This window comes from Modestobacter italicus, assembly GCF_000306785.1.
Taxonomy (GTDB): Bacteria; Actinomycetota; Actinomycetes; order Mycobacteriales; family Geodermatophilaceae; genus Modestobacter; species Modestobacter italicus.
Genome location: NC_017955.1, coordinates 3345800 through 3371451 on the forward strand (window position 1 = coordinate 3345800; position 25652 = coordinate 3371451).

Here is a 25652-nt window from a genome sequence, read left to right on the forward strand (position 1 = left end):
AGGCTAGCGCCGGACCCGCCGGCGGAACGGCCCCGCGGTCGTGGCACCGCGGTCCGAGTCGTGCGGCGGCGCGCCGAGCAGGGTGGCGTCGTCCTCGTGCGAGGCGGTCACCCCGAGGCCACCGGTGGGGGCGACGGTCTCGTAGACGGCGAGGATCCGGTCGGCGACGACCGACCAGTCGTAGCCGGCCACGGCCTGCCGGCCGGCGTCGGTCAGCTGCGCCCGCCGTCCGGGGTCGGCCAGCAGGCCGGACAGCGCCCCGGCCAGCGCGGCGGTGTCCCCCCGGGGCACGAGGACCCCGGCGGCGCCGTCCTCGAGGACCCGGGCGAAGGCGTCCAGGTCGCTGGCGACCACCGGCGCGCCGGCGGCCATCGCCTCCAGCAGGACCACGCCGAAGGACTCGCCCAGCAGGTTGGGCGCGCAGTAGACGTCGACGGAGCGCAGGAACGCGGCCTTCTCCGGCTCGGTCAGCTCGCCGAGCAGCGTCACGTGCGACGCGAGCTGCTCGCCGACCAGCTCGGCGAACTCCGCCGGGTCGCCCCGGCCGGCGACCAGCAGCCGGGCGCCCGGGTGCTCGCCGACGACGCTGCGCATCGCCTCGAGCAGCACCGGCAGGCCCTTGCGGGGCTCGTCGTAGCGCCCCAGGAAGCCGATCGTCGGGCCGCCCCGGCCGCGCTCGTGCCCGGGCAGGGAGGGCCCCTCCGCGAAGCCGGCGACGTGCACGCCGTTGGGGATCACCACCGCGTCGCCACCGAGGTGCTCGACCTGCACCCGGCGGGCGAAGTCGGAGACGGCGATGCGGCCCCCGATCTTCTCCAGCCACGGCCGGATCCAGGGCCCCCAGATCGCGAGGAACTTCGACCGGGTGGTCGCCGCGTGGAAGGTCGCCACGATCGGCCCCTTGGCGATGATGCAGACCAGCAGCGACACCGAGGGCGGGGCCGGCTCGTGCACGTGGACGACGTCGAAGGCACCGTCCCGCAGCCAGCGGCGCACCCGCGCGGCCGAGACCAGGCCGAACTGGAAGCTGGCCATCGAGCCGTTGTACGGGACCGGGACCGCCCGGCCGGCCCAGGTGACGTGCTCGGCGGGGAGGTTCTCCTCGTGCTCGGCCGGGGTGAGCACCTCGACGTGGTGGCCCCGCGCGCGGAGGGTCTCGGCGAGGTCGCGCACGTGGTACTGGACGCCGCCGGGGACGTCCCACTGGTAGGGGCAGACCAGGCCGATGCGCATCAGGCCGGCTCCCGCGACCCCTGGGCCACCGCTCCCGGCGCGGGGGCGCCGAGCGGGGCGGGCCGGCCCCCGGGCCCGACGTCGGGCCAGATCCGGCCGAGCACGTGCCAGTCCTCGGGCCGCTCGGCGATCGTGGCGGCGAACGCGTCCGCGACCTGCTGCATCGCCGCGCCCACCCGCTCCCGCAGCCGGCCCGGGCCGGTGACCGGCACCTCGGGGTGGACGACGAAGCGCCAGCCGTCGCCGTCGAACTGGCAGACGGCCGGCAGCAGCGCGGCACCGGTCTGCGCGGCCAGCAGCGCCGGGCCGCCGGGCATCGCCGACGGCCGGCCGAAGAAGGTCACCGGGACGCCGGAGCCGGACAGGTCGCGGTCGACCAGCAGGCACGTCGTCCCGCCGGCGGCCAGCCACTCCCGGAGCACGGTCGAGCTGGGGCGCTCGCCGCCGGTGAGCGGCACCACCCGCATGCCCAGGCCCTCGCGGAACTCGACGAACCGGCGGTACAGCGACTCCGGCCGCAACCGCTCGACGACGGTGAGGAACGGGCCGCCGAGGAAGTCGACCAGCCAGACCCCGGCGGCGTCCCAGTTGCCGCTGTGCGGCAGCGCGAAGACGACGCCGCGGCCCTCGGCCCGGACCCGCTCCAGGTGCTCCTGGCCGAGCATCGTGGAGGCGGCGACGATCCCCTCCCGGTCGAGCACCGGCAGCCGGAAGGCCTCCTGCCAGTACCGGGCGTAGGACTGCACGGCCCGCCGGGTCAGCGCGTCCAGCGCGGCGTCGTCCAGCGTGCCGCCGGTGACCACGTCGAGGTTCGCGCGCAGCTGGCGGACGCCCCGGCCGCCCCGGCGGGCGGCGAGCGCTCCCCCGCCGGCGAACAGCCCGCGGGCGACCGGCCCGGGCAGCAGCCGGACCGCGCGCCACCCGGCCGCGTAGCCGGCGTCGGTGAGCCGGTCGCGCAGCTCGGCTGCGCGGGCCACGCCGGGGCGGATCAGGCCGGGGCGGATCAGGCCGGGGCGGGTCACGTCGGTGGCGGGCCGGCGGGCTCGTCGGCGTGGTCCGGCCGGCTCCCGGAGCCCGGCAGGCGCATACCCCGAGACTGGCTCCGGACGGCGGCGAAGCGCTGCCCGACGGTGACGGCGCTGCCCGCCAGCAGCAGCCACAGGCAGACGTGCAGCGCGTAGGGGATGCCGAGCCCGGTGAACCCGGTGCCGACCAGCACCAGGATCAGCCGCTCGGTGCGCTCGACGATGCCGACCTCGACCCGCAGCCCCATGCCCTCGGCGCGCGCCTTGACGTAGGAGGTGAGCACGCCCAGCACCAGGCAGACCAGCGACAGCCCGACGATGAGCCGGTTGTCGCCGTCCCCGCTGTACCACCAGACCAGCCCGGCGAAGATGGCCGCGTCCGCCGCCCGGTCGCCGGTGGAGTCCAGCACGGCGCCGAACACCGAGCCGCCGCCGCGGGCCCGGGCCAGCGCGCCGTCGAGCATGTCGAGCAGGACGAAGACGGTCACCGCGAACGCACCCCAGAACAGCGCGCCGTTGCCGATGAGGAAGACCGCCGCGGCCACCGCGCCCAGGGTGCCGGTGAGGGTCACCGCGTCGGCGGTGACCCCGACCCGGACCAGCCCGCGCACCACCGGGGCCCAGAAGCGGGCGACGGCGGGGCGGAGGTTGACGCCGAGCACCTACGCCACACCCGCCCCGGGGCCCTGCTCGGCGGCGGCGGGGGCCGGCCACCGGGCGGCCAGCAGCGACCGGGTCTCCGAGAGCACCTGCGGCAGCACCCGGGTGAGCCCGACGACCGGCATGAAGTTGGTGTCCCCGCCCCAGCGCGGCACGGCGTGCTGGTGCAGGTGGTCGGCGATGCCGGCCCCGGCGACCGAGCCCTGGTTCATCCCGATGTTGAACCCGTGCGCCCCGCTGACCTCGCGGACGACGCGCATCGCCGTCTGGGTGAAGGCGCCGAGCTCGGCGACCTCGGCGATCGTCAGGTCGGTGTAGTCGGGCACGTGCCGGTACGGGACCACCATGAGGTGGCCGGCGTTGTAGGGGTAGAGGTTGAGCACGGCGAAGACCGTCTCGCCGCGGGCCACAATCAACCCCTCCTCGTCGCTCATCCGCGGGATGAGGCAGAACGGGCAGTCGTGGTCACCGGTGGGCTTGCCCTCGCCGCGGATGTAGGCCATCCGGTACGGCGTCCACAGGTGCTCGAAGACCGCCGTCGGACCGCCGTGGTCGTTGTCCACGGCGGCCGGGCGGTCGGCGGGGTCGGTGCCGGGGATCGAGCTCATCCGACGGTGGCCCCCGCGGCCGGGGTGCCGGCGGTCGGGTCGGCGTTGTGCCGGGCGGCGACCCAGTCGGCGACCTGCGCCACCGCCTCGGCGATCGGGACGCCGTTGCGCTGCGAGCCGTCGCGGTAGCGGAAGGACACCGCACCGGCCTCGGCGTCGGTCGCCCCGGCGATGAGCACGAAGGGCACCTTCTGCTTGCTGGCGGTGCGGATCTTCTTCTGCATCCGGTCGTCGGAGTCGTCGATCTCCACCCGGATGCCCTTCTCCCGCAGCAGCAGCGCGACGTCGGTCAGGTACGGCACCTGCTCGTCGGTGATCGGGATGCCGACCACCTGGACCGGGGCGAGCCAGGCCGGGAAGGCGCCGGCGTAGTGCTCGGTGAGCACCCCGAAGAACCGCTCGATCGACCCGAACTTGGCCGAGTGGATCATCACCGGCTGCTGCCGGGTGCCGTCGGCGGCGCTGAACTCCAGCGCGAAGCGGGCCGGCTGGTTGAAGTCGTACTGGATGGTCGACATCTGCCAGGTGCGGCCGATGGCGTCCCGGGCCTGCACGGAGATCTTCGGGCCGTAGAACGCCGCACCACCAGGGTCGGGCACGAGCTCGAGCCCGGTCTCCCGCGCCGCGTCCTCGAGCACCGAGGTGGCCAGCGCCCACTCCTCCTCGGAGCCGATGAACTTGTCGGACTCCCCGCGGGTGGACAGCTCCAGGTAGTAGTCGTCCAGGCCGAAGTCGCTGAGCAGGCCGAGCACGAAGGCCAGCAGGTGGCGGATCTCCCCGGGCGCCTGCTCGGGGGTGACGTAGCTGTGCGAGTCGTCCTGGGTGAGACCGCGCACCCGGGTCAGGCCGTGCACCACGCCGGACTTCTCGTACCGGTAGACCGAGCCGAACTCGAAGAAGCGCAGCGGCAGCTCCCGGTAGGACCGCCCGCGTGACCGGAAGACCAGGTTGTGCATCGGGCAGTTCATGGCCTTGAGGTAGTACTCCGCGTTCTCCAGCTCCATCGGCGGGAACATGGTGTCGGCGTAGTACGGCAGGTGGCCCGAGGTCTCGAACAGCTGCGCCTTGCTGATGTGCGGGGTGCCGACGTAGTCGAAGCCCTCCTCGATGTGCCGGCGGCGGACGTAGTCCTCCATCTCGCGCTTGACCACCCCGCCCTTGGGGTGGAAGACCGCCAGGCCGGAGCCGATCTCGTCCGGGAAGCTGAACAGGTCCAGCTCCGCGCCGAGCCGCCGGTGGTCGCGCCGCTCGGCCTCGGCCTGCTGCTCCTGGTACGCCTTGAGCGCGTCCTTGCTCTCCCACGCGGTGCCGTAGACCCGCTGCAGCTGGGGGTTCTTCTCGCTGCCCCGCCAGTAGGCGGCGGCGCTGCGGGTGAGCGCGAACGCCGGGATGCCCGAGGTGCGCGGCAGGTGCGGGCCCCGGCACAGGTCGGTCCAGACCACGTCGCCGGACCGGGCGTCGACGTTGTCGTACATGGTCAGCTGCGCGCCGCCCACCTCGACGTCGGCGCCCTCGGCGGCCTCGCCCGCGCCGCCCTTGAGCCCGATCAGCTCGAGCTTGAACGGCTCGTGGGCCAGCTCGGTGCGCGCCTCGTCGTCGCTGATCTCCCGGCGGCGGAAGTGCTGGCCGGCCCGGACGATCTCGGTCATCTTCTTCTCGAGGGCGACGAGGTCCTCGGGGGTGAACGGCCGCTCGGGGTCGAAGTCGTAGTAGAAGCCGTTCTCCACCGGCGGGCCGATGCCCAGCCGGGTGCCCGGGAAGAGGTCCTGCACCGCCTGGGCGAGCACGTGCGCGGCGGAGTGCCGGATGACCGCGCGCCCGTCGGCGCTGACCGCGGGGACCGGCTCCACCTCGGCGTCGGCGTCCGGGGTCCAGGCGAGGTCCTTGAGCTCCCCGGAGGCCACCTCGCGGACGACGACCGCGCCGTCGGGGCCCTTGAGCGGCACCCCGGCGTCCTTGAGCGCCTGCACGGCCGTCGTCCCGGCCGGCACCCGGACGGGGGCGGCGACGGAGGGCGAGGGCGGGGTCGACACGGTGGGCTCCTGGGGATGGGTCGGGCGATCGGGCAGCGACCGGCCGGGCGGCCGGGACACCGAGACTAGTGCGCGGGCCGGGTCCGCCTGGAGCGACTTCTCGACCGGGTCGGTCTCCGGCCCGTTCCTCCCGCGGCGTGGCGGGAGGGCGGCGGTCAGTCCAGCAGGGCGACGGCGTCGCCGTCGGCGACCCGCCCGGGGGTGCGGACCTCCGCGTACACGCCGAGGCAGTGCTTGGGCGTGCGGACGACGTCGAGCACGGCCTCCCCCACCTTCAGCCGGCGGCCGACCCACGCCCGCTCGTCCTGGCCGGGGGTCAGCTGCAGCAGCAGGTTTGCCCGCGGGTCGTCGGCCGAGCAGCCCTCGGGCACCTCGCCGGCGGCGGCCCGGTCGACCGCGCCGCGGGAGACCAGGTGCACCGCCGCCGCGCCGGTCTGCGGGCCGTCGGCGGAGCGCACCAGCCGCACCGGGCGGCCGAGCACCTCGGTGAGGGTGAGGGTGTCCGCCTCGTCGTCGCCGGTGGCGACCACCTGGGCCAGCTGGGGCGTGGTCTTCACCGTGACCCGCTCCCCGGTGCCGGCGTCGACCACCGACCAGGCCCGGTCGCCGCGCAGCCCGGCGGTGTCCACCTCGGCCGCGGGCACCGTCCGGCCGGCGAGGGACTTCACCGGGTAGACCGAGATCGAGGCCACCTGCCCCACGACCACATCTCCGCGCTCGCTCACCCCCGCGACGCTACGCGGGGCCGCGGTCAGCCGACCGCGCGCGGATCGGGGCCGCCGCCCCGGCGGCGCAACCGGCGCAGCTGCGCGTCCAGGTAGGGGCGCGCCCGGCGCTGCCCGCCCCGCTCGGCGATCGCGGTGGCCAGCGTGGTCAGCACCGCGGTCAGCCGGGCCTCGTCGGGGTGCCAGCCGCGGCGGTCGCACTCCTCCAGCCACTCGACCGGCGCGGTGTGCCCGCGCTCGGAGTTGCAGCGCCGGCAGGCGGCGACCTCGTTCTCCAGCCAGGACGGTCCGCCCTTGACCCGCGGGACGACGTGCTCGGTGCTGGGGGCCACCTGGTCGGAGAACGTCCGGCCGCACCAGATGCAGGTGGGGCCGTCCCGCTCCACGGCGGCCAGCAGGCGAGCGGCCCGGTCCAGTGCCATCGCCGTCCATGGTGCGCCCGGGCGGGCGCCCGCGCCCGGGGACGACGAAGGCCCCAGGTCCAGGACCTGGGGCCTTCCCCTCCGGTGGGCGATACTGGGATCGAACCAGTGACCTCTTCGGTGTGAACGAAGCGCTCTACCGCTGAGCCAATCGCCCGGAGTGGTGATGAGTCTGCCAGATGCTCAGTGCCACAGCGGCACCCACCCCGGCACCCAGTGCGGCACGCCCGTGACGTGCAGCGTCACCAGCAGGACCGCGTAGACGAACGCCGCGGTCAGCACCGCGACGCCGAGGCGCACCAGCACCGACTGCCGGCCCAGCCACTCGGTCCAGCCGGCCACCTTCCGGCGGGTGTACTCCAGCAGCCGCTCGGCCCAGGCGAACTCGGTGGCCAGCACGAACAGGCCGGCGATGACGGTCAGCCAGCCGGGCCCGGGCAGCGGGATGGTGACGATCCCGAAGGCGACGACCACCGCGCCGACCACACCCACGAGCACGCGGTAGGGGGCGTCCAGGCTGCGCCGGCCTGCGATGCGCCGGCGCCACCCGTAGTCGGCGACCCGCTCGCGGAGGCTGCGCGACTCCTCGGCGCCCGCGACGGGGACCTCCCCACCGGGCGCCGAGACGGTGTGTTGTCCGTTCAGCTGGCCACCTGCCCTCGACCGACGATGTCCGTCGGCGACGACGGAGCCTCCCGACCGGGCTCGATGCTGATCGCGTACTCCGAGTAGTCGTCCAGCCCGGTCGCCGTCGAGCCTACGGTCCGCAGGTCAGTCTGGGGAGTGACCACGTCGAACGTGCCCAACGCCTCAGGGACGCCGTCCTGCAGACCCCAGACGACGTAGGTGCTGTCGTGGCTGTCGTTGACCGACAGCGTCCGGGAGACGACCTGCACCTGGTCCTCCCGGGCGACCACGGTGGCCACCGGGGCGCCGTCGGCGAGGACCGGCGCGATCGTCGCCCGACCCGCGGTCAGCAGGTCGTCGAGCACCGCCGACTGCTCCGCCGCCGTCGCCTGCGCGGCGTCCCGGTCGCTGGTCAGCGCGACGTTCCACGCACCCAGCGACAGGACGGCGGCGACGGCGGCCGCCACCAGGGCGGTGGGGAGCACCCGCCGCCAGGCCGGGCGCGGGTCGACGGGGCGCACCGGCAGCGGCGCGCGGAGGTTGCCGAAGCGGCTGGGCTCCAGCCCTTGCACCGAGCGGGCGGCCGCCGGGTGCGAGGGCGCCGACCGCGGGGGGTCAGCCGGGATCGGCGGCACGGCAGCCGGCGGGCCCGGCCGCTCGGCGTGCGGGCGCGTCTGCGGGAGCTGCTCGGTCTCCTCCACGGCGGCCCGCAGCCGCTCCCGCAGGCCCTCCGACGGCTCGGCCTGCGGCAGGTCACCGGCCATCGCGGCCATCACCTCGGCGGTCTCGGCGACCGTCCGGGCGCAGCGGTCGCAGCCGGTGAGGTGTGCGGCGAAGACGGACTCGTCCTCCGGCTCCAGCGCGTGCAGCGCCCAGCCGACGGCGAGCTCGTCCCATCGCTGGTGGTCGTCCCCGTGCCTGCCCACGTCGCTCACCGGGAGCTCCCGTCGACCGGCGCCTGCCCGGGCAGACCGGTGCCCAGGGTGTCCTTGAGCCGCCGCATGCCCGCCAGCATGCGCGTCTTGACGGTGCCCAGGGGCGTGTCGGTGAGCGCCGCCACCTCGCGCTGGGTGTAGCCGCCGTAGTAGGCGAGCGTGAGCGCCTCCCGCTGCGGCGCCGGGAGCTCGTGCAGCGCCGTCCGCACCCGGTCGGCGACGATGCGCTGCCAGGCGGCGTCCTCGACGTCGGTGGTCTGGGTGGGCGCGGCGAGGACCAGGTCGTCCTCGGCCCGGGAGCGGCGCCGCCGGTGCGACTCCTCGCGGCGCACGGCGTCGACCGCCTTGTGGTGGACCATCGCCAGCAGCCACGAGGCCACGCTGCCGCGGGTCCCGTCGAAGGAGCCCGGGTCCCGCCAGATGGTGAGGAACACCTCCTGCAGCACGTCCTCGGCGAGCACGTCGTCGCCCAGCACCCGGCGGGCGAGGGCGAAGGCGGGCCGGCGGAACCGCTGGTAGAGGTCGTCGACGGCACCCCGGTCACCGGCGGCGACCCGCCGGACCAGTTCGAGGTCGGCTGCGCCGTCCTCCTGGCTGCGGGGTGGTCGGCTCACGAGGCCCATGGTCACATGCGGTGTTCGCGCTGTGGGGGCCCTCCGGTTCAGCGCGTCCACAGGTACCCCCCGACCGGTGGGACGGGCGCCGCCTCGTGGGACTCGTGGGACTCGTGGGGCGCGACACGCCGAGACCATGCGTGACCTTGAGGCTTTTTGGGTCGTTACCAGGGCATGGCGCGTTCTTCGAGGTCTGGCTGCACCGCACGTACCACCTTCCACCTGGTCGGTCCCCAGTCGTGGACGGCGGTCCCGGCTGCCCTGGTCTACGACAGCAGCGACCCGTTCGCGGTGCGGGTGCGCTTCGGCGACGGCGCGACCGACGACGTCGAGCCGGCGCTCTACGACGACCCGGACGACGACGGCGGCGTCGAGTGGCTGCTGAGCCGCGACCTGCTGCGCGCCGGGCTGACCGGCCCGGTGGGCGAGGGCGACGTCCGGCTGTGGCCGGCCCGCGGCGGGCTGGACGTGCTGTTCCTGCAGCTGCGCGCACCGTCGGGCGAGGCGATGTTCGAGCTGTCCGGTGCCGTGGTCGGTGACTTCCTGCGCGAGACAGAGCTGCTCGTGCCGGCCGGTGGCGAGAGCGACCTGCTCCGGGTCGACGAGGAGCTGTCTGCGCTGCTGCGCGGCGGCACGGACAACCCGACGGGGCGCTGACCTGCGGGGACACCCTCCGGGACACCCGGGGGGACCCCCCTGTTCAACCCCCTGGACCGGGTCGGTTAGAGTTCTCCACGTAACGCGGACTTGATCCGCAGCGCGGACGTGGCTCAGTGGTAGAGCATCACCTTGCCAAGGTGAGGGTCGCGGGTTCGAATCCCGTCGTCCGCTCGGAACTACCGGGCGCTGGTCGCGAGACCGGCGCCCGGCGTGCGGTGGAGTGGCCGAGAGGCGAGGCAACGGCCTGCAAAGCCGTCTACACGGGTTCAAATCCCGTCTCCACCTCGTCCTCCTCGGAGCACGAGCGCGGAGGTGGGTCCGGTCGCGAGGCCGGGAGGGGCGATTGGCGCAGCGGTAGCGCGCTTCCCTGACACGGAAGAGGTCACTGGTTCGATCCCAGTATCGCCCACAGCAAGGCCCCGGATCGGTCGATCCGGGGCCTTCGTCGTCTGCTGGCGCAGGGCCCGCGTCGGGGATCGACAGCGGGTGCCGGCTCCGCCAGGCTGACCCCCTGCGGGAGGAGCAGCCGATGGCGGCACGGTACGAGTACGCGGTGGACGAGATCCGCGAGGGCATGATCGGCGGCAAGATGTCCGGCGACAAGCTGGAGAAGGTGCTCAACCAGCGCGCCCACGAGGGCTGGCAGCTGAAGGCGATCACCTCCGTGGAGGTCAAGGGCCGGATGGGCCCCGGTGGCGTGGAGGGCATCCTGGTCACCTTCGAGCGCCCGGTCGGGGTCAGCTGACCGGCACGCCGTCCGCGGCCGCCCGCAGCGCGGCGAGGTCGAGCTTGCGCATGCCGAGCATCGCCTGCACGGCCCGCTGGGCCCGGGCCGGGTCCGGGTCGGTGAACAGCTCCACCATGCCGACCGGCTCGACCTGCCAGGAGAGCCCGTACCTGTCCTTGAGCCACCCGCACTGGCTCTCCTCGCCCCCGTCGGCGATGAACCGGTCCCAGAACCGGTCGACTTCCGCCTGGTCGGCGCAGTCGATCTGGAAGGACACCGCCTCGGAGAAGGTGAACTGGGGGCCGCCGTTGATGCCGACGAAGCGCATCCCGCCGGCCTCGAACTCCACGGCCATCACCGAGCCCGCCTGGCCGGGCGACCCCTCGGGGTACCGCATCACGCTGATCACCCGGCCGGAGCCGAACACGTCGATGTAGTACTGCGCCGCCTCCTCCGCCTGGGTGTCGAACCAGAGGTTGGGGACGATCTGCTGCTCGGCCATGGCGGTTCCTCCCGGTGTGCGGCGACCTGGCGGTCGTACCGGTGAGGACGCCCGCCGGGCGCCGAACTCATCGCCGGGCGTCAGCCCAGGGCAGGCTGCACGTGCTCGGCCCAGAACCGCTCCACCTGCGCCTCCAGCGCCGCCCGGTCCCCGTCGTTGCGCAGCACCACGTCGGCGACCGCCCGGCGCTGCTCGTCGGTCGCCTGGCTGGCGATCCGGGCCCGGGCGTCCTCCGCCGCCAGCCCACGCTCCCCCAGTCGAGCGACGCGGGTCTCCAGGTCGGTCTCGACCACCAGGACCAGGTCGTAGGACCCCGCCTGCCCGGTCTCCACCAGCAGCGGCACGTCCTGCACCACCACGGCGTCCGGGGGCGCGGCCTCGACCAGCTCGGCGGCCCGCGCCCGCACCAGCGGGTGGACGATCGCGTCCAGGCGGGCGCGTGCCGCCGGGTCGCCGAACACGACGGCGGCCAGCGCCGGCCGGTCCAGCGCCCCGTCGGCGGTCCGCACGCCGTCGCCGAACTCCGCCACCACGGCGGCCAGCCCCGGCGTGCCGGGCTCGACGACCTCGCGGGCGATCCGGTCGGCGTCCACCACCCGGGCGCCCCGCTGCGCCAGCAGCGCCGCCACGGTGCTCTTGCCCGACCCGATCCCACCGGTCAACCCGATCCTCAGCACCCCGCGGACCCTAGGCGAGGCCGCCCCGCAGGTCTCGGGGAGGTCACGGCTTGCGGGTGCCCGGCGCGTCGCACCCGTCCCACCAGTCACACGAATTAGCTTTCGTCCCGGTGGACCTCCCCCGCCACAGCAGAGAGGCAGAACCGACCATGTCCCGTTCCACGTCCGATGGCGCTCAGTCGGCTGCCGGCACCCCCCGTCGCGGCCGGCACCGGCTCGACAACCCGGCCGGTGTGCGGTGCTCGGAGCTGCCCGGCGTGCGCGAGCGGCTGCCCCAGGCCCGCCGCGGGACCTCGTTCCTCCGGGCGCTGCTGCCCAGCGTCCCCTCCGGCCGGCACACCTGGGACTTCCTGGCCAACGCCGGCGGGCGCCCGCGTTCGGCCTTCGCCATCATCCTCAGCCTCTGAACAAGGACCCCGTCCTCCCCACCCCTCGCACGCTCGGGGCGGTGCCCTGGACGGGGCCATGAGGCCCCTGCAGGAGGGCCGTCTGAACGGATGACCCCGCTGGCCTCGGTGGCCGGCGGGGTCGTCGTCGTCCCTGGGACTGCCCCGGAGACGACTGTGCGCCGCCCACCCCGAGGGGTGGACGGCGCACGGTCAGGTGCTGCTCAGGCGAGCTGCGGGGTCACTCGCCGCCGGCGAGCTTGGCGCGCAGCGCGGCCAGCGCCTCGTCCGAGGCGAGCGTCCCGCCACCCGTGGACGACACGTCGCCCTCGGGCTCGGCGGCGCTGGAGTAGCTGCCACCGGCAGCGGCCTCGGCGTCGGCCTCCTTGGCGGCCGCGATCTGCTTGCGGTGCGCCTCGAAGCGGGCCTGGGCCTCGGCGTACTGCCGCTCCCACGTCTCACGGGCCTCCTCGTAGCCCTCGAGCCACTCGCCGGTGTCGGCGTCGAAGCCCTCGGGGTAGAGGTAGTTGCCCTGCTCGTCGTAGGAGGCGGCCATGCCGTAGGCGGCCGGGTCGAACTGCTCCTCGTCGCCGACGACGCCCTCGTTGGCCTGCTTCAGGGACAGCGAGATGCGGCGGCGGTCCAGGTCGATGTCGATGACCTTGACCAGGATCTCGTCGCCGACCTGCACGACCTGCTCCGGGATCTCCACGTGGCGCTCGGCCAGCTCGGAGATGTGCACCAGGCCCTCGATGCCCTCGTCGACGCGCACGAACGCACCGAACGGGACGAGCTTGGTGACCTTGCCGGGCACGACCTGCCCGATCTGGTGGGTCCGGGCGAACTGACGCCACGGGTCCTCCTGGGTCGCCTTCAGCGACAGGGAGACCCGCTCACGGTCCAGGTCGACGTCGAGGACCTCGACGGTGACCTCCTGGCCCACCTCGACGACCTCGGACGGGTGGTCGATGTGCTTCCAGGACAGCTCGGAGACGTGCACCAGACCGTCGACGCCGCCGAGGTCGACGAACGCGCCGAAGTTGACGATCGAGGAGACGACGCCCGTGCGGACCTGGCCCTTGGCGAGCTTGTTGAGGAACTCGCTGCGGACCTCGGACTGGGTCTGCTCCAGCCACTGACGGCGGGAGAGGACGACGTTGTTGCGGTTCTTGTCCAGCTCGATGATCTTCGCCTCGAGCTCGCGGCCCACGTAGGGCTGCAGGTCGCGGACGCGGCGCATCTCCACCAGGGAGGCGGGGAGGAACCCACGGAGGCCGATGTCGAGGATCAGGCCGCCCTTGACGACCTCGATGACGGTGCCGACGACGACCTCGTCGGCCTCCTTCTTGGCCTCGATCGTGCCCCAGGCGCGCTCGTACTGGGCGCGCTTCTTGGACAGGATCAGGCGGCCTTCCTTGTCCTCCTTCTGGAGGACGAGGGCTTCCACCTCGTCGCCGACCTTGACCACCTCGGTGGGGTCGACGTCGTGCTTGATGGACAGCTCACGCGAGGGGATGACGCCCTCGGTCTTGTAGCCGATGTCCAGCAGCACCTCGTCGCGGTCGACCTTGACGATGACGCCTTCGACGATGTCGCCGTCGTTGAAGTACTTGATCGTCTGGTCGATGGCGGCGAGGAAGTCCTCGGCGGTGCCGATGTCGTTCACCGCGATCTGCGGGGTGCTGTCAGGACGGACCTGGGTGGAGGTCATGTGGTCGAGTGCTCCGGACGGGGGATGCGTAGGGACAGGATCACCCGCAGCCCGGTCAGGCCGCGGGGAGGTACACGGGAGACGCGTGGAGAGCCACCCGTACAGGGGAGGCAACACCACAGACCTCTGGCGTGATTCCCCATGGTACGGACGCCGCGAGGGCCGGTCCACCACGGGTCCGGGGCGGGGGCCGGGCGGCCGGACGGGTCGGCGTGTCACGATCGGCGCGTCATGGACCGCGCCCCGGCAGGACCCCCGCTCACCCCCCTCCCCCTGGCCGCCGACGGCTACCCGGCGGCCGGCGGGGTCACCCGCCGCGCGGCCGGGCCGGCCGAGTCGGCGCGGGCCAACCGCGGCTGGTGGGACGCCGCCGCGCCGGCCTACCTCGCCGAGCACGGGGGCGACCTGGGCGACGCCGACTTCCTCTGGTGCCCCGAGGGCCTGCGGGAGGCCGACGCGCACCTGCTCGGCGACGTGGCCGGCCGGCCGGGTGCTGGAGATCGGCTGCGGCTCGGCCCCCTGCTCGCGCTGGCTCCGCGGTGCCGGGGCCGAGCCGCTGGCCCTCGACGTCTCCGGTGGCATGCTGGCCCGGGCCGCCGAGCTGAACCGGGCGACCGGGCTCGCCGTCCCGCTGCTGCAGGCCGACGCCGGCGCCCTGCCGCTGGCCGACGCGAGCGTGGACCTGGCGTGCTCGGCCTTCGGCGGGCTGCCGTTCGTCGCCGACGCCCGCGCGGTGCTGGCGGAGGTGGCCCGGGTGCTGCGCCCCGGCGGCCGGTTCGTGGCCTCGGTGAACCACCCGATGCGCTGGCCGATGCCCGACTCCCCCGACCCCGAGGACCTGCGGGTGGTGTCCTCCTACTTCGACCGCCGGCCCTACGTGGAGACCGACGACTCCGGGCGCACGGTCTACGTCGAGCACCACCGCACCGTCGGCGACTGGGTGCGCGCGGTCGTCGGCGCCGGACTGGTGCTCACCGACCTCGTCGAGCCGGAGTGGACGCCCGGACGCACGGAGACCTGGGGCCAGTGGTCCCCCGCCCGCGGCGAGCTCATGCCGGGCACGTTGATCATCGTCGCGGAGCGCTGACCCGCTGCGCACCGCGTCGACGTCCCCCTGCAGGAAGGACCGTCCTCCCGCACCAGCGTTGCCGCGGGCGGACGCGCTCTGATCAGGTGACCTGATCAGAGTCCCGATGTCACGTCGCGATGTCGGGGTAGGGCATGTCGATGTGCTCCATCGCCTTGCCGTAGGCCTTCTGGTACTCCAGCGGCCCGTGGTCGCGCTCGAACATGGCGATGAACAGGGTGAGCGTGAGGAACGGGTGCGCGCCCATCTGGAACAGCGTCACGTGGTCGTGCCCGGCCAGCGCGGCCCGCTCGTCGTCGGTGAACGACAGCCACGTCGTCCGCTCGTCGGCGGTGCAGTTGAGCAGCGTGCCGGCCATCTCCGCCTCCCACCAGGCGACCGTTCCGGCCGGGTCGGTGCGGTAGCGCTCGACCAGCTCGGGGTCCCGGTCGACGGTGTAGAGGAACTTGTCCAGCAGGTACTTGCTCATCGGGGATCCCCTCCCGGGTACCACGTGAAGTAGGCCTCCATGGTGTGGAAGAGGTCGAGGGTGTCGACGTGGTCGGCCTTCGCCCCCTCGCCGGCGACGCCCATCATCAGCATGAAGTCCATGAACCCGTGGGTGGCGTTGCCCGGGGTGTGCAGGCTGTCCAGCGTCACCTCGGCCAGGCAGCCCTCGATGTCACCGGAGGCGATCCACTCCACGGCCTTCCGGTCGAACTCCGGGTCCGGGCCGTGCTCGCCGAACTGCCGCGGGCCGCCGAGCTCGAGGCTCAGGTGGCCGGTGCCGATGACCGCCACCCGCTTGTCGCTGTCCCAGGACTCGACCATCTCGCGCAGCGCCCGGCCCAGCGCCACGAAGCGCCTCGGCTGGGGCATCGGCGGGGCGAAGATGTTGGTGTAGACCGGCACGATCGGCAGGTCGGCCTCGGGCCGCAGCGTGATGATCGGGCAGGTGATGCTGTGGTCGATCCGCAGCTCGTTGCTGAACGCCAGGTCGAAGTCCCGGTCCAGCCCGTCGCGGAGGAGGTGCGCGGCCAGGTCCTCCTCGCCGCGCAGCGTCATCTTCGGCAGGCCGAACTCGCGCTCCTCGTTGTAGAAGTTGGCGTCGAAGAACGGGGCCTTGCCCACCAGGAACTGCGGCATGTTGTCCAGCCACAGCTGGTGGAAGTGGTCGCTGCCGACCATGACCAGGACGTCGGGCCGTGCCGCGGTCAGCGTCTCCCGGAACCGCTCGATCTTGGCCACCCACTCGTCGGCGAACGGCGGGCGGTCCGCGCCGGTGGAGGTGCTGGCCCGGTAGTAGAAGGGGTGGTGGGTGGACGCGATGACCGCGACCAGCTCAGCCATGTCGGCCTCCGTCGGCGTCGTCGGGGTGCAGGGGCTGCGGGCACGTAGGGGTCGGGCGGGACGGACCGGTTGGCCAGGTCCACCGACAGGAAGACGTCGTTGGCGACCGGGTGCCGCAGCTCCTCGGCCAGCTGCCCGATCAGCCCCGCGGTCCGGGCGAGCAGCGCGAACCCGCGCAGCAGCTCCAGCGGCAGGCCCAGGTCGGCCAGCGCGGCGCCGCAGACGCCGGCCCCGTTGAGCGGCAGCGTCCGGCCCAGCACCTGGGGGTGCACCCGGCCGATCGCGGCGAACAGCGCCAGGTGCGGGCCGAACTGGCCCTCCTCGGTGGCGATCTCCAGCAGCCGGGGGGTGCGCGGATCGCCGTCCTTGTGCACGTGGTGGCCCAGCCCGGGCACGAACCGCCGCGCCGCGCGCTGGGCGGTGACCGTCTCCAGGGCCAGGGCGTCCCAGCCTGCGTCGTCGGTGGGCAGGTCGCCGTCCACCCCGGTGAGCACGTCGTGCAGGAACCGGCCGCAGTCCTCGGTGACCCCGAGGAACCGCGAGCCGCCGCCGAGCAGCCCGGCGGCCAGCGCCCCCTGCACCGAGTCCGGCGCGGAGAGGTAGGTCAGCCGGGTGACGATCGCGGTCGGGGTGAAGCCGTGGTCGGCGAGCGCGGCCAGCACCGCCTCGAACACCCGGGTCTCCCCCGGGCTCGGACGGCGCTGGGTGGCCAGCCAGAACGCCAGCTCGCCGAAGCCGACGGTGCCCATCACGTCCCGGGCCAGGTCGGTGCCGAGCAGGGTGATGCTGTCCCGGCTGGAGGCGCCGAGCGCGGTCGGGTACTCGGGGGTGCTCACGGCTGCTCCTCGGGGGTCGACAGCCAGGCCCGGATCTCCGCGCCGTGCTCGTCCAGGCCCGGTGGCGGCAGCCGGTAGTCGGCCGGCGTCTCGGAGAACGTGATCGGGTTGCGCACCGAGGGGATCCCGGCCGCGCCGTCCCCCACGGTGACCACCGGGTCCAGGCCGATCCGCTCGGCGAAGGCGACGCCCTGGTCGACGGTGTTGATCGGCCCGCACGGCACCCCGGCGGCGATGATGTCGGCGAACCAGTCCTGCTTGGAGCGGGTCCGCAGCCGCTCGACCAGCAGCGGGCGCAGCTCGTCGCGGTTCGCCGTCCGGTCCTCGTTGCGGGCGAACCGGGGGTCGTCGGCCAGCTCGGGCACGCCGAGGACCTCGACGAGCTTGCGGAACTGGCCGTTGTTGCCGGCGGTGATGATCAGGTCGCCGTCGGCGCAGGGCAGCGGCTCGTAGGGGAACAGGCTCGGGTGGCTGTTGCCCATCCGGAACGGGACGACGCCGCCGGCGACCACCGCGCTGGCGTGGTTGACCAGCCCGGACAGGGCCGAGGAGAGCAGGTTGACCTCGACGTGCTGGCCGCGGCCGGTCTCGTGCCGCAGGTTGAGCGCGGAGAGCACGCCGATCGTGACGTGCAGCCCGGCCATCACGTCGAACACCGAGATGCCGGCCCGGAAGGGCTCCCCGGCGGGGTCGCCGGTGAGGCTCATCAGCCCGGAGATGGCCTGCACGATGAGGTCGTAGCCGGGCAGCTCGGCGCCGCCGGGCTGCGGCCCGAAGCCGGTGATCGAGGCGTAGACCGCCCGGGGGTTGGTGGCCGCGACAGAGTCGAAGTCGAGGCCGAAGCGAGCCAGGCCGCCGCTCTTGAAGTTCTCGATGACCACGTCCGCGCGGCGGGCCAGCTCCTGGGCGACCGCGCGGTCGGCCGGGTCCTTGAGGTCCAGCGCGACCGACCGCTTGTTGCGGTTGACGCCCAGGTAGTAGGTCGAGACGCCGTCCCGGACCGGCGGCTGCCAGCTCCGCGTGTCGTCCCCGGCGGGGCCCTCGACCTTGACCACCTCGGCGCCCAGGTCGGCGAGCAGCATCGTCGCGTACGGGCCGGCCAGGACCCGGGAGAAGTCGGCGACCAGCAGGCCGGCGAGCGGGCCGCTGCCGGGCGTGGCGCCCGGGACAGCCGCAGGACCGGTCATCTCGGGAACACCTCTCGACGCGCCACCCAGCGGACGAGCGTCCGTCGGTGCCGCGGAGTCTTCGATGCGTCAGCGGCGGCTGTCAAGCCGACGCCGCCGTCTCTTGACATGTGCGACGGGTCACGGCCAGGGTGGGCCGGTCACCCGGCTGACCGTTCTACGGACACTCGTCCGCACGGCTGGGGTCCTGAGGAGGAGTCCATGTCCCACCCCGACGCCGACGTCGCGGTCCCGGCGGCCGGCCAGCCCGTGGTCCTCCGCGGCGGCACGGTCCTGACCATGGACGACGCCCGCACGGTCCTCCCCCACGCCGACGTGCTGGTGGTCGACGGCCGCATCGCCGCCATCGGACCACAGCTGGAGGTCCCCGAGGGCACCGCCGAGATCGATGCGTCGGGCGGCATCGTGATGCCGGGGATGATCGACACCCACCGGCACATGTGGCAGACGGCGATGCGCGGCTACGGGGCCGACTGGACGCTGACCCAGTACTTCGTCTGGTACTACCTCGAGCACGGCCGGGCCTTCCGCCCGGAGGACGTGCACGCGGGCAACCTGCTCTCCGCCTGGGACGCCCTCGAGGCCGGGGTCACCACCACGGTCGACTGGTCGCACGGGCTGCAGAGCGTCGACCACGCCGAGGCCGCCGCCGACGCCCTGCTCGCCGTCCCCGGCCGGTTCGTGCTCGCCTACGGCAACATCCAGGCGGGGCCGTGGGAGTGGACCGCCGACCCGGCCGTGCAGTCGTTCCTGCGCCGCCGGCAGGACGAGGGCCGGCTGGGCCTGCAGCTGGCCTTCGACGTGACCGGGGACCCGGCGTTCCCGGAGAAGGCCGCCTTCGAGGTGGCCCGGGAGCTCGGCCTGGCGGTGACCACCCACGCCGGCGTCTGGGGGGCGACGAACGACGAGGGCATCCGGCTCATGCACGAGCACGGCTTCATGGCCCCTGAGACGGTGTACGTGCACGCCGCCACGCTGAGCACGGACTCCTACCACCGGATCGCGGCCACCGGCGGCTCGGTCTCGGTGTCCACCGAGTCCGAGCAGAGCGCCGGCCAGGGTTACCCGCCCACCTGGCAGGTCCGCCGGCACGGCATCCCGGTGTCGCTGTCGATGGACACCAGCGTGTGGTGGAGCAGCGACCTGTTCTCCGCGATGCGCACGACGCTGGGCGCCGACCGCTCCCGCGAGCACCTCGAGGCGCACGCCCGCGGCGAGACGGTCACCCAGGTGCACCTGCGGGCCGAGCAGGTCGTCGACTGGGCGACCCGCGGCGGTGCCCGGGCGCTCGGCCGGGACGACCTGGGCAGCCTCGAGCCGGGCAAGCGGGCCGACGTCGTGCTGGTCAAGAACGACGACTCCCCGGTGTCCTTCCCGCTGCTCAACCCCTACGGCCACATCGCCTTCCAGGCGCAGCGCGGCGACGTGCACACCGTGCTCGTCGACGGCCGGGTCGTGAAGTCCGCGCACCGGCTGGTCGGCGCGGACCTCGGCGCGGTGCGCCGGTCGGTGGAGGCCACCGTGGAGCACCTGCGCTCGACGATGGGCGAGGAGACCTGGGCGCAGGGGATGAACCCGGAGCTCCCCGGCGAGGACGTGCTGGACAACCCGTACACGTACACCGAGTACAAGTCCGCGACCACGCACGGCGCCCGGGGCACCGTCTTCGACACCGAGGACCTCCCCGGCTGACCGGGCCGCGGGACAGACCCCTGCCCCGCCCGGTGGGTCACCCCGGGCGGGGCAGGACAGGCGGTGGAGGGGGCGGACGGCCGGGGCGTGCGTGTCATCCTCGATCGGCGGACGACGACAGGAGCGGCGGGAGATGGCAGGACGCGGGACGGGACCGGACTTCGTCGAGGCGCTGGCGCGCGGCCTCGACGTGCTGGCCTGCTTCGACGCCGGCCGCCCGGCGATGACCCTGTCGGAGGTGGCCGCCGCCGCCGGGTTGGCCCGGCCGACCGCCCGCCGCCTGCTGCTCACCCTGGAGGAGCTGGGGTTCGTGCGCAGCTCCGGCGGGGCCTTCCAGCTGACCCCGAAGGTGCTCACCCTCGGCATGGCCTACGTCGGCGCCCTCGGGTTGTGGGACATCGCCCGGCCGCACCTGGAGGCCCTGGTCGCCCGGACCGGCGAGTCCTCGTCGATGGCGCAGCTCGACGGCTCGGACATCGTCTACGTCGCCCGGGTGGCGGTCCCGAAGCTGATCACCCTGCGGGTGGAGGTCGGCACCCGGTTCCCGGCGGTGCAGACCTCCCAGGGCAAGGTGCTGCTGGCCGCGCTGTCCCCCGCGGAGCTGGCGGACACCCTGGCCCAGCCCAGCCGCGCCGGGCTGCCCACCTACATCGGCCGCACCGCCGAGCAGCTGGCCGCCGAGCTGACCGAGGTGCGGGCCCGGGGCTGGGCGCTGGCCGACGAGGAGCTGGCGCCGGGCGTGCGCTCGGTCGCCGTCCCGGTGCGCGACGCCGAGGGCCGGGTCCGGGCGGCGATGAACGTGACGGTGCACGCCGCGGAGACCTCGACCGAGCGCCTGCTCGGCGAGCACCTGCCCCAGCTGCTGCGCACCGCCGGCGACGTCAGCGCCGAGTGGGCCCTCTGGCAGTCGAGACCGCACGTCGAGGTCCCCCGCAAGGCAGACGCCGGCACCGCCTCCGCCTGACACCGCCTGACACCGCTGCGTCCCCAACGGGAGGACTCGAGTTCGGCTCGAGTGGGGCCCGGAGGGTCCCGCGCAGGGACGACTCAGCGGCTCCACGCCAGCCGGGACGGCACCTGGCCGCGGTGCGATCCGCCAGGATCGCGATGTGCCTAGTGCGCGGCGTCGTTCCAGGTGCGGCCGAAGCCGACGGAGACCTCGAGCGGCACGGACAGCTGCGCGGCGCCGGCCATCTCGCGGCGGACCAGCGCCTCCAGGGCCTCGTGCTCGCCGGCGGCGACCTCGAGCACCAGTTCGTCGTGCACCTGCAGCAGCATCCGGGAGCGCAGGCCCTCGGCCGCGATGGCCTTCTCGACGTTGAGCATCGCGACCTTGATGACGTCGGCGGCGGAGCCCTGGATCGGCGCGTTGAGGGCCATCCGCTCGGCCATCTCCCGGCGCTGCCGGTTGTCGCTGGTCAGGTCGGGCAGGTAGCGACGGCGGCCCAGCGTCGTCTCGGTGTACCCGGTCTGCCGGGCGTCGTCGACCACGCCGTCGAGGTAGTCGCGGATGCCGCCGAAGCGCTCGAAGTAGGCGTGCATCTGCCCGCGCGCCTCCTCCGGCGTGATGTGCAGCTGCTGGGAGAGCCCGTAGGCGCTCAGCCCGTACGCCAGGCCGTAGCTCATCGCCTTGATCCGGCGCCGCATCTCCGGGTCGACCTGCTCGATCGGGATGCCGAAGGCCCGCGAGGCGACGAAGGAGTGCAGGTCCTCCCCCGAGGTGAAGGCCTCGATCAGCCCGGCGTCCTCGGACAGGTGCGCCATGATGCGCATCTCGATCTGGCTGTAGTCGGCCGTCATCAGCGACTCGTAGCCGGCCCCGACGATGAACGCCTGCCGGATCCGCCGGCCCTCGGCGCTGCGGATCGGGATGTTCTGCAGGTTCGGGTCGGTCGAGCTCAGCCGCCCGGTCGCGGCGATGGTCTGCTGGTAGGTGGTGTGCACCCGCCCGCCGTCGTCGACCATCGGGATGAGGCCGTCGATGACGGTGCGCAGCCGGGTGACGTCGCGGTGCCGCAGCAGGTGCTCGAGGAACGGGTGCCCGGTCGAGGCCAGCAGCGAGGTCAGCGCGTCGGCGTCGGTGGTGTACCCGGTCTTGTTCTTCTTGGTCTTGGGCAACCCCAGCTCGTCGAAGAGCACCGCCTGCAGCTGCTTGGGCGACCCGAGGTTGATCTCCTTGCCGATCACCGCGTACGCCTCCTGCGCGGCGTCGGCCACCTCCGCGGCGAACTCCTTCTGCAGCTCGTGCAGGAAGTCCAGGTCCGCGGCGATGCCCCGGTACTCCATCGCGGCGAGCACGCGGGTGAGCGGCAGCTCGATCTCGCCGAGCAGCTGGTCGCCGCCCTTGGAGCCCAGCACCTGCTCGAGGGCGTCGGAGAGGTCGTTGACCGCCACCGCCTTGAGGACGTCGGCGTGCGCGGCCTCGGCGGCGACGTCGGCCTCGGAGGGCCCCAGCCCGTCGAGGGTCAGCTGGCCCTCCGGCGCCGACGCGTCCTTCAACTCACGCCGCAGGTAGCGCACCGCCAGGTCGCCGAGGTCGAAGGACCGCTGCCCGGGCGTGGCCAGGTAGGCGGCGAGGCCGGTGTCGCTGACCTCCCCGGCGAGCTCCCAGCCGCGCGCCCAGATGGCCAGCAGCGGGCCCTTGACGTCGTGCACGACCTTGGGCGTCGCCGGGTCGGCGAGCCACGCGGCGAGCGCCTGCTCGTCGACGGCGTCCAGGTCCGGGCCGAGGTCGACGAAGGTGGCGTGGTCGTCGGCCGCGGCCAGCGCGATCCCGGTGAGCTCACCGGTCCCCCGTCCCCACGTACCGCGGAAGACCAGGCCGGTGCGCCCGGTGCGGGCGTGCGCGGCCAGCCAGTCGCCCAGCCCGCCGGCGGGGACGACGTCCTCGGCCACGTCGAAGCCACCCTCGACCTCAGGTTCAGGTGCAGAGAGGGTGGCGAACAGCCGGTCCCGGAGCACCCGGAACTGCAGGTTGTCGAACAGCGTGTGCACCTCGTTGCGGTCCCACGACTGGACGGCGAGGTCCTGCGGGCCGAGCTCCAGCGGCACGGCGCGGTCCAGCTCGGTCAGCCGGCGGTTCTGCAGCACCGAGGAGAGGTGCTCGCGCAGCTTCTCCCCGACCTTGCCCTTCACCGTGTCGACCTGGTCGACCAGCGCGTCGAGCGAGCCGTACTCCCGCACCCACTTGGCAGCGGTCTTCTCCCCCACGCTCGGGATGCTGGGCAGGTTGTCGCTCGGGTCGCCGCGCAGCGCGGCGAAGTCGGGGTACTGGGTCGGGGTCAGCCCGTACTTGGTCTCGACCTCCTCGGGGGTGAACCGGGTCAGGTCGGAGACGCCCTTGCGGGGGTACAGCACGGTCACGTGCTCGTTGACCAGCTGCAGCGCGTCCCGGTCGCCGGTGCAGATCAGCACGTCCATGCCCTGCTCGACCGCCTGGACGGTGAGCGTGGCGATGACGTCGTCGGCCTCGTAGCCCTCCGCGGTGATCACCGGGACGTGCAGCGCGCCGAGCACCTCCTGGACCAGGCTCACCTGGCCGCGGAAGTCCGTCGGGCTCTCCGAGCGGTTCGCCTTGTACTCGGCGTAGATCTCGCTGCGGAAGGTCTTCCGGCTCACGTCGAAGGCGACGGCGAGGTGGGTGGGCTGCTCGTCGCGCAGCACGTTGATCAGCATCGACGTGAAGCCGTAGACGGCGTTGGTCGGCTGGCCCGTGGTGGTGGAGAAGTTCTCCACGGGCAGCGCGAAGAAGGCGCGGTAGGCCAGCGAGTGGCCGTCGAGCAGCAGCAACCGCGGACGCGGCCCGGCAGCAGGTGCGGCGGTGCTGGCGGACGGGGTGGCGGCGGGTGCGGAGACCGGAGCGGACATCACCACGGATCCTAGAAGGACCCCGCTGCCCCCCACGCTCCGCAAGCTCAGCGCGGGGCCCCACAGCGGCGCCAGGGTCGTGCGCGCCCATGGCTAACGTGACCGTGTGAGCACCCCGCGTCCCGACTGGCTGGCGTCGGCCACCCAGGGTCCCCTCGACGACAAGCTCGGCATCCGGATCGTCGACTTCGACCCCGACCGGCTGGTCGCCACCATGCCGGTCGCCGGGAACGAGCAGCCGTTCGGGCTGCTGCACGGCGGTGCGACCTGCGCCCTGGCCGAGAGCATCGGCTCGTGGGCGGCGATCCTGCACGCCGGCCCCGGCGGTGACGTCGTCGGGATCGAGCTGAACGCCAGCTACCTGCGGGGCGCCACGTCCGGCGTCGTCACGGCGGTCTGCACCCCGGTGCGCCGCGGGCGCACCCTGGCCACGTTCCTCATCCAGGTCAGCGACGAGGCCGGGCGGCCCACCGCGAGCGCCCGGCTGACCTGCCTGATCCGGCCGGCCCGCACGCCGCAGCAGCCCTGACCGGCGGGCCGCCGGCCGGCTCGCGACGCGGGTACCGAGGGTGCCCGGACGTGCACAAGGAGTGCTCAGAACGCCTGCCGAGCAGCCTCCAGAGGCGGTAGCACAGCGGCGTGTCGCAGAAGGGTCACAGTGCGTCCCAGCAGGTCGATGTGTGTAACAGGGGTGGGTTACTGTCCCGGCTCAACCAACGGCTGGGAGGTCGAGTGACGCACGCGCCGCACCGCGCGCACGGGCAGGGTGGGATCAGCAGCACACCAGAGGTGGCCGCTGCCCCCCTCGTGAGCGGACGGCCGAGGTCGCGCTCACGGGCCGCATCGCGCCCCCTGGTGCTCACCCTGCTCGTCGCCGCCTTCGGGATGGCCTTCGCCCTGCTCGCACCGGGGATCGCCTCGGCGGTCGGCGAGTCGGTCACCGGCACGCTCCAGACCAGCCGCAGCGGACCCATCCAGGGTGTCGAGGTGAAGGTCGAGACCGCCGACGGCACGGAGATCCAGTCCGTCGACACCGACGAGGACGGCCGGTTCACCGTGCCGGTGCCCGGACCGGGCCAGTACGTGGTCACCCTGGCCGAGGGCGATCTCCCCGCCGGTGTGGACCTGGGCACCAACGGCGACAGCGTCACGGTGACGGTCGGCCCGGGCCGTACCCAGCCGGTGAACTTCGGCCTCGTCGACGGCACCTCGAACGCCGGTGGCGGGTCGATCGAAGCCGTCCAGCTGCTGGTCGACGGCATCCGCTTCGGCCTGCTCATCGCCGTCTGCGCCGTCGGTCTCTCGCTCATCTTCGGCACCACCGGGCTGACCAACTTCGCCCACGGCGAGCTGGTCACGATCGGTGCGGTCATCGCCTGGTACATCAACGTCCGCGGTGGTGTCCCGCTGATCCCGGCCACGATCATCGCGATGATCGCCGGGGCCGGCGTCGGCATCCTCAACGAACGGGGCCTGTGGCGTCCGCTGCGCCGTCGGGGCACCGGCCTGGTCGCCGCGCTCGTCGTCTCCATCGGCCTGTCGCTGGTGCTGCGCTACCTGATCCAGATCATCTACGGCGGGTTCTCCAACCCCTACGCCGACTACCAGAGCCAGCGGGCGGTCGACTACGGGGTCTTCACCATGACCAACCGTTCCCTCGCCTCGATCGCCGTCTCGGTGGTCGTGCTGGTCCTCGTCGCGCTGATGCTGCAGCGCACCAAGATCGGCAAGGCGATGCGGGCCGTCTCGGACAACCGCGACCTGGCCGCCTCGTCCGGCATCGACGTCGACCGCGTGATCCTCGTGGTCTGGATGATGGGCGGGGCGCTGGCCACCCTCGGCGGCGTGCTGCTCGGCCTGTCCGACCAGGTCCAGTGGGACATGGGCTTCCGGCTGCTGCTGCTGATGTTCGCCGGGGTCACCCTGGGCGGCCTCGGGACGGCCTACGGCGCCCTCGTCGGCTCGCTCATCGTCGGTGTGTTCGTGCAGATGTCCACCCTGATCATCCCGAGTGACGTGAAGTACGTCGGAGGCCTGCTCTTGTTGATCGTCATCCTCGTCGTCCGGCCCCAGGGCATCCTGGGGTCCCGGGCTCGGATCGGCTGACCC

The 25652-nt window shown here is 73.5% G+C and carries 26 protein-coding genes and 4 tRNA genes; 11 read left to right on the forward strand and 19 right to left on the reverse strand.

Translation table 11 applies throughout. The features are described from left to right. Positions 1-3 precede the first annotated feature (3 nt). From MODMU_RS16020 to MODMU_RS16070, 11 genes are all read right to left on the reverse strand, one after another. A complete protein-coding gene (locus MODMU_RS16020; RefSeq protein ID WP_014741361.1) occupies positions 4-1233 on the reverse strand; it encodes a glycosyltransferase family 4 protein in 1230 nt (409 codons plus the stop codon). Further along, positions 1233-2255, reverse strand: a complete 1023-nt coding sequence (locus MODMU_RS16025; protein ID WP_014741362.1) for a phosphatidylinositol mannoside acyltransferase — start codon at positions 2253-2255, stop codon at positions 1233-1235. Before MODMU_RS16025 ends, MODMU_RS16020 begins: the two co-directional genes overlap by 1 nt. Next, on the reverse strand, positions 2252-2920 hold the full coding sequence (gene pgsA, locus MODMU_RS16030; protein ID WP_014741363.1) for a phosphatidylinositol phosphate synthase: 669 nt from the start codon (positions 2918-2920) through the stop codon (positions 2252-2254). Before pgsA ends, MODMU_RS16025 begins: the two co-directional genes overlap by 4 nt. Next, the gene (locus MODMU_RS16035) at positions 2921-3526 is read right to left on the reverse strand and encodes an HIT family protein (protein WP_014741364.1); all 606 of its coding nucleotides are present in this window, start codon (positions 3524-3526) and stop codon (positions 2921-2923) included. Continuing rightward, positions 3523-5559 carry a threonine--tRNA ligase gene (gene thrS / locus MODMU_RS16040; protein ID WP_014741365.1) on the reverse strand — a complete coding sequence of 679 codons (2037 nt, stop codon included), beginning with the start codon at positions 5557-5559 and terminating at the stop codon, positions 3523-3525. The genes MODMU_RS16035 and thrS overlap by 4 nt, the downstream gene beginning before the upstream one ends. Positions 5560-5714: 155 nt before the next feature. Then, positions 5715-6284 (reverse strand): MOSC N-terminal beta barrel domain-containing protein, encoded by a 570-nt coding sequence (locus tag MODMU_RS16045; protein WP_231851648.1) that lies wholly within the window; start codon positions 6282-6284, stop codon positions 5715-5717. A 26-nt stretch (positions 6285-6310) separates the two neighbouring features. Beyond that, a complete protein-coding gene (locus MODMU_RS16050) occupies positions 6311-6706 on the reverse strand; it encodes an HNH endonuclease (protein WP_014741367.1) in 396 nt (131 codons plus the stop codon). A gap of 85 nt (positions 6707-6791) precedes the next feature. Next, positions 6792-6863, reverse strand: a tRNA-Val gene (locus tag MODMU_RS16055). Positions 6864-6889: 26 nt separating this feature from the next. Continuing rightward, a complete protein-coding gene (locus MODMU_RS16060; protein ID WP_269454077.1) occupies positions 6890-7240 on the reverse strand; it encodes a TIGR02611 family protein in 351 nt (116 codons plus the stop codon). A gap of 107 nt (positions 7241-7347) precedes the next feature. After that, positions 7348-8268 carry an anti-sigma factor domain-containing protein gene (locus MODMU_RS16065; RefSeq protein ID WP_014741369.1) on the reverse strand — a complete coding sequence of 307 codons (921 nt, stop codon included), beginning with the start codon at positions 8266-8268 and terminating at the stop codon, positions 7348-7350. After that, entirely contained in the window at positions 8265-8882 is a 618-nt protein-coding gene (locus MODMU_RS16070; protein ID WP_166503514.1) for a sigma-70 family RNA polymerase sigma factor, read from the reverse strand. The genes MODMU_RS16065 and MODMU_RS16070 overlap by 4 nt, the downstream gene beginning before the upstream one ends. A 174-nt stretch (positions 8883-9056) precedes the next feature. Here MODMU_RS16070 and MODMU_RS16075 point away from each other — a divergent pair, with 174 nt between their 5' ends. From MODMU_RS16075 to MODMU_RS16095, 5 genes are all read left to right on the forward strand, one after another. Next, on the forward strand, positions 9057-9539 hold the full coding sequence (locus MODMU_RS16075; RefSeq protein WP_014741371.1) for an SsgA family sporulation/cell division regulator: 483 nt from the start codon (positions 9057-9059) through the stop codon (positions 9537-9539). A gap of 102 nt (positions 9540-9641) precedes the next feature. Continuing rightward, positions 9642-9713, forward strand: a tRNA-Gly gene (locus MODMU_RS16080). A gap of 43 nt (positions 9714-9756) precedes the next feature. Further along, a tRNA-Cys gene (locus MODMU_RS16085) sits at positions 9757-9827 on the forward strand. Positions 9828-9879: 52 nt separating this feature from the next. Continuing rightward, positions 9880-9951 (forward strand) — tRNA-Val (locus MODMU_RS16090). A 120-nt stretch (positions 9952-10071) separates the two neighbouring features. Then, positions 10072-10287, forward strand: a complete 216-nt coding sequence (locus MODMU_RS16095) for a DUF4177 domain-containing protein (protein WP_014741372.1) — start codon at positions 10072-10074, stop codon at positions 10285-10287. Here MODMU_RS16095 and MODMU_RS16100 read toward each other — a convergent pair. Together MODMU_RS16100 and coaE are read right to left on the reverse strand one after the other, a co-directional pair. Next, positions 10280-10771 (reverse strand): VOC family protein, encoded by a 492-nt coding sequence (locus MODMU_RS16100; RefSeq protein WP_014741373.1) that lies wholly within the window; start codon positions 10769-10771, stop codon positions 10280-10282. The two genes, MODMU_RS16095 and MODMU_RS16100, sit on opposite strands and share 8 nt — an antisense overlap. Before the next feature lie 80 nt (positions 10772-10851). After that, positions 10852-11448, reverse strand: a complete 597-nt coding sequence (gene coaE, locus MODMU_RS16105) for a dephospho-CoA kinase (RefSeq protein ID WP_014741374.1) — start codon at positions 11446-11448, stop codon at positions 10852-10854. 149 nt (positions 11449-11597) lie between these two features. Between coaE and MODMU_RS16110 the strand changes: the two genes are divergently transcribed. After that, a complete protein-coding gene (locus MODMU_RS16110; RefSeq protein WP_014741375.1) occupies positions 11598-11855 on the forward strand; it encodes a hypothetical protein in 258 nt (85 codons plus the stop codon). A gap of 220 nt (positions 11856-12075) precedes the next feature. Here the strand turns inward: MODMU_RS16110 and rpsA are convergent, their stop codons facing one another. Then, positions 12076-13545, reverse strand: a complete 1470-nt coding sequence (gene rpsA, locus MODMU_RS16115) for a 30S ribosomal protein S1 (RefSeq protein WP_014741376.1) — start codon at positions 13543-13545, stop codon at positions 12076-12078. 490 nt (positions 13546-14035) lie between these two features. Here rpsA and MODMU_RS16120 point away from each other — a divergent pair, with 490 nt between their 5' ends. Beyond that, a complete protein-coding gene (locus tag MODMU_RS16120) occupies positions 14036-14632 on the forward strand; it encodes a class I SAM-dependent methyltransferase (RefSeq protein WP_014741378.1) in 597 nt (198 codons plus the stop codon). A 109-nt stretch (positions 14633-14741) separates the two neighbouring features. Here the strand turns inward: MODMU_RS16120 and MODMU_RS16125 are convergent, their stop codons facing one another. The 4 genes from MODMU_RS16125 to MODMU_RS16140 are packed head-to-tail and all read right to left on the reverse strand — an operon-like array spanning position 14742 to position 17984. Further along, the gene (locus MODMU_RS16125) at positions 14742-15101 is read right to left on the reverse strand and encodes a hypothetical protein (protein ID WP_014741379.1); all 360 of its coding nucleotides are present in this window, start codon (positions 15099-15101) and stop codon (positions 14742-14744) included. Continuing rightward, the gene (locus MODMU_RS16130) at positions 15098-15940 is read right to left on the reverse strand and encodes a DODA-type extradiol aromatic ring-opening family dioxygenase (protein WP_231851885.1); all 843 of its coding nucleotides are present in this window, start codon (positions 15938-15940) and stop codon (positions 15098-15100) included. Before MODMU_RS16130 ends, MODMU_RS16125 begins: the two co-directional genes overlap by 4 nt. Then, on the reverse strand, positions 15826-16797 hold the full coding sequence (locus tag MODMU_RS16135) for a citryl-CoA lyase (RefSeq protein WP_014741381.1): 972 nt from the start codon (positions 16795-16797) through the stop codon (positions 15826-15828). The genes MODMU_RS16130 and MODMU_RS16135 overlap by 115 nt, the downstream gene beginning before the upstream one ends. Continuing rightward, a complete protein-coding gene (locus MODMU_RS16140; protein ID WP_014741382.1) occupies positions 16794-17984 on the reverse strand; it encodes a CaiB/BaiF CoA transferase family protein in 1191 nt (396 codons plus the stop codon). Before MODMU_RS16140 ends, MODMU_RS16135 begins: the two co-directional genes overlap by 4 nt. 201 nt (positions 17985-18185) lie before the next feature. Here MODMU_RS16140 and MODMU_RS16145 point away from each other — a divergent pair, with 201 nt between their 5' ends. Both MODMU_RS16145 and MODMU_RS16150 read left to right on the forward strand, forming a co-directional pair. Next, complete coding sequence (locus MODMU_RS16145; RefSeq protein ID WP_014741383.1) at positions 18186-19676, forward strand: amidohydrolase family protein; 1491 nt, start codon at positions 18186-18188, stop codon at positions 19674-19676. Positions 19677-19809: 133 nt separating this feature from the next. After that, positions 19810-20640 carry an IclR family transcriptional regulator domain-containing protein gene (locus MODMU_RS16150; protein WP_014741384.1) on the forward strand — a complete coding sequence of 277 codons (831 nt, stop codon included), beginning with the start codon at positions 19810-19812 and terminating at the stop codon, positions 20638-20640. 149 nt (positions 20641-20789) lie between these two features. On the opposite strand, the gene polA is transcribed toward MODMU_RS16150, so the two are convergent. After that, a complete protein-coding gene (gene polA / locus MODMU_RS16155; protein WP_041796923.1) occupies positions 20790-23543 on the reverse strand; it encodes a DNA polymerase I in 2754 nt (917 codons plus the stop codon). Between the two features lie 106 nt (positions 23544-23649). Here polA and MODMU_RS16160 point away from each other — a divergent pair, with 106 nt between their 5' ends. Both MODMU_RS16160 and MODMU_RS16165 read left to right on the forward strand, forming a co-directional pair. Beyond that, a complete protein-coding gene (locus MODMU_RS16160; RefSeq protein WP_014741386.1) occupies positions 23650-24072 on the forward strand; it encodes a PaaI family thioesterase in 423 nt (140 codons plus the stop codon). Positions 24073-24398: 326 nt separating this feature from the next. Continuing rightward, complete coding sequence (locus MODMU_RS16165) at positions 24399-25649, forward strand: branched-chain amino acid ABC transporter permease (RefSeq protein ID WP_014741387.1); 1251 nt, start codon at positions 24399-24401, stop codon at positions 25647-25649. Positions 25650-25652: the final 3 nt, after the last annotated feature.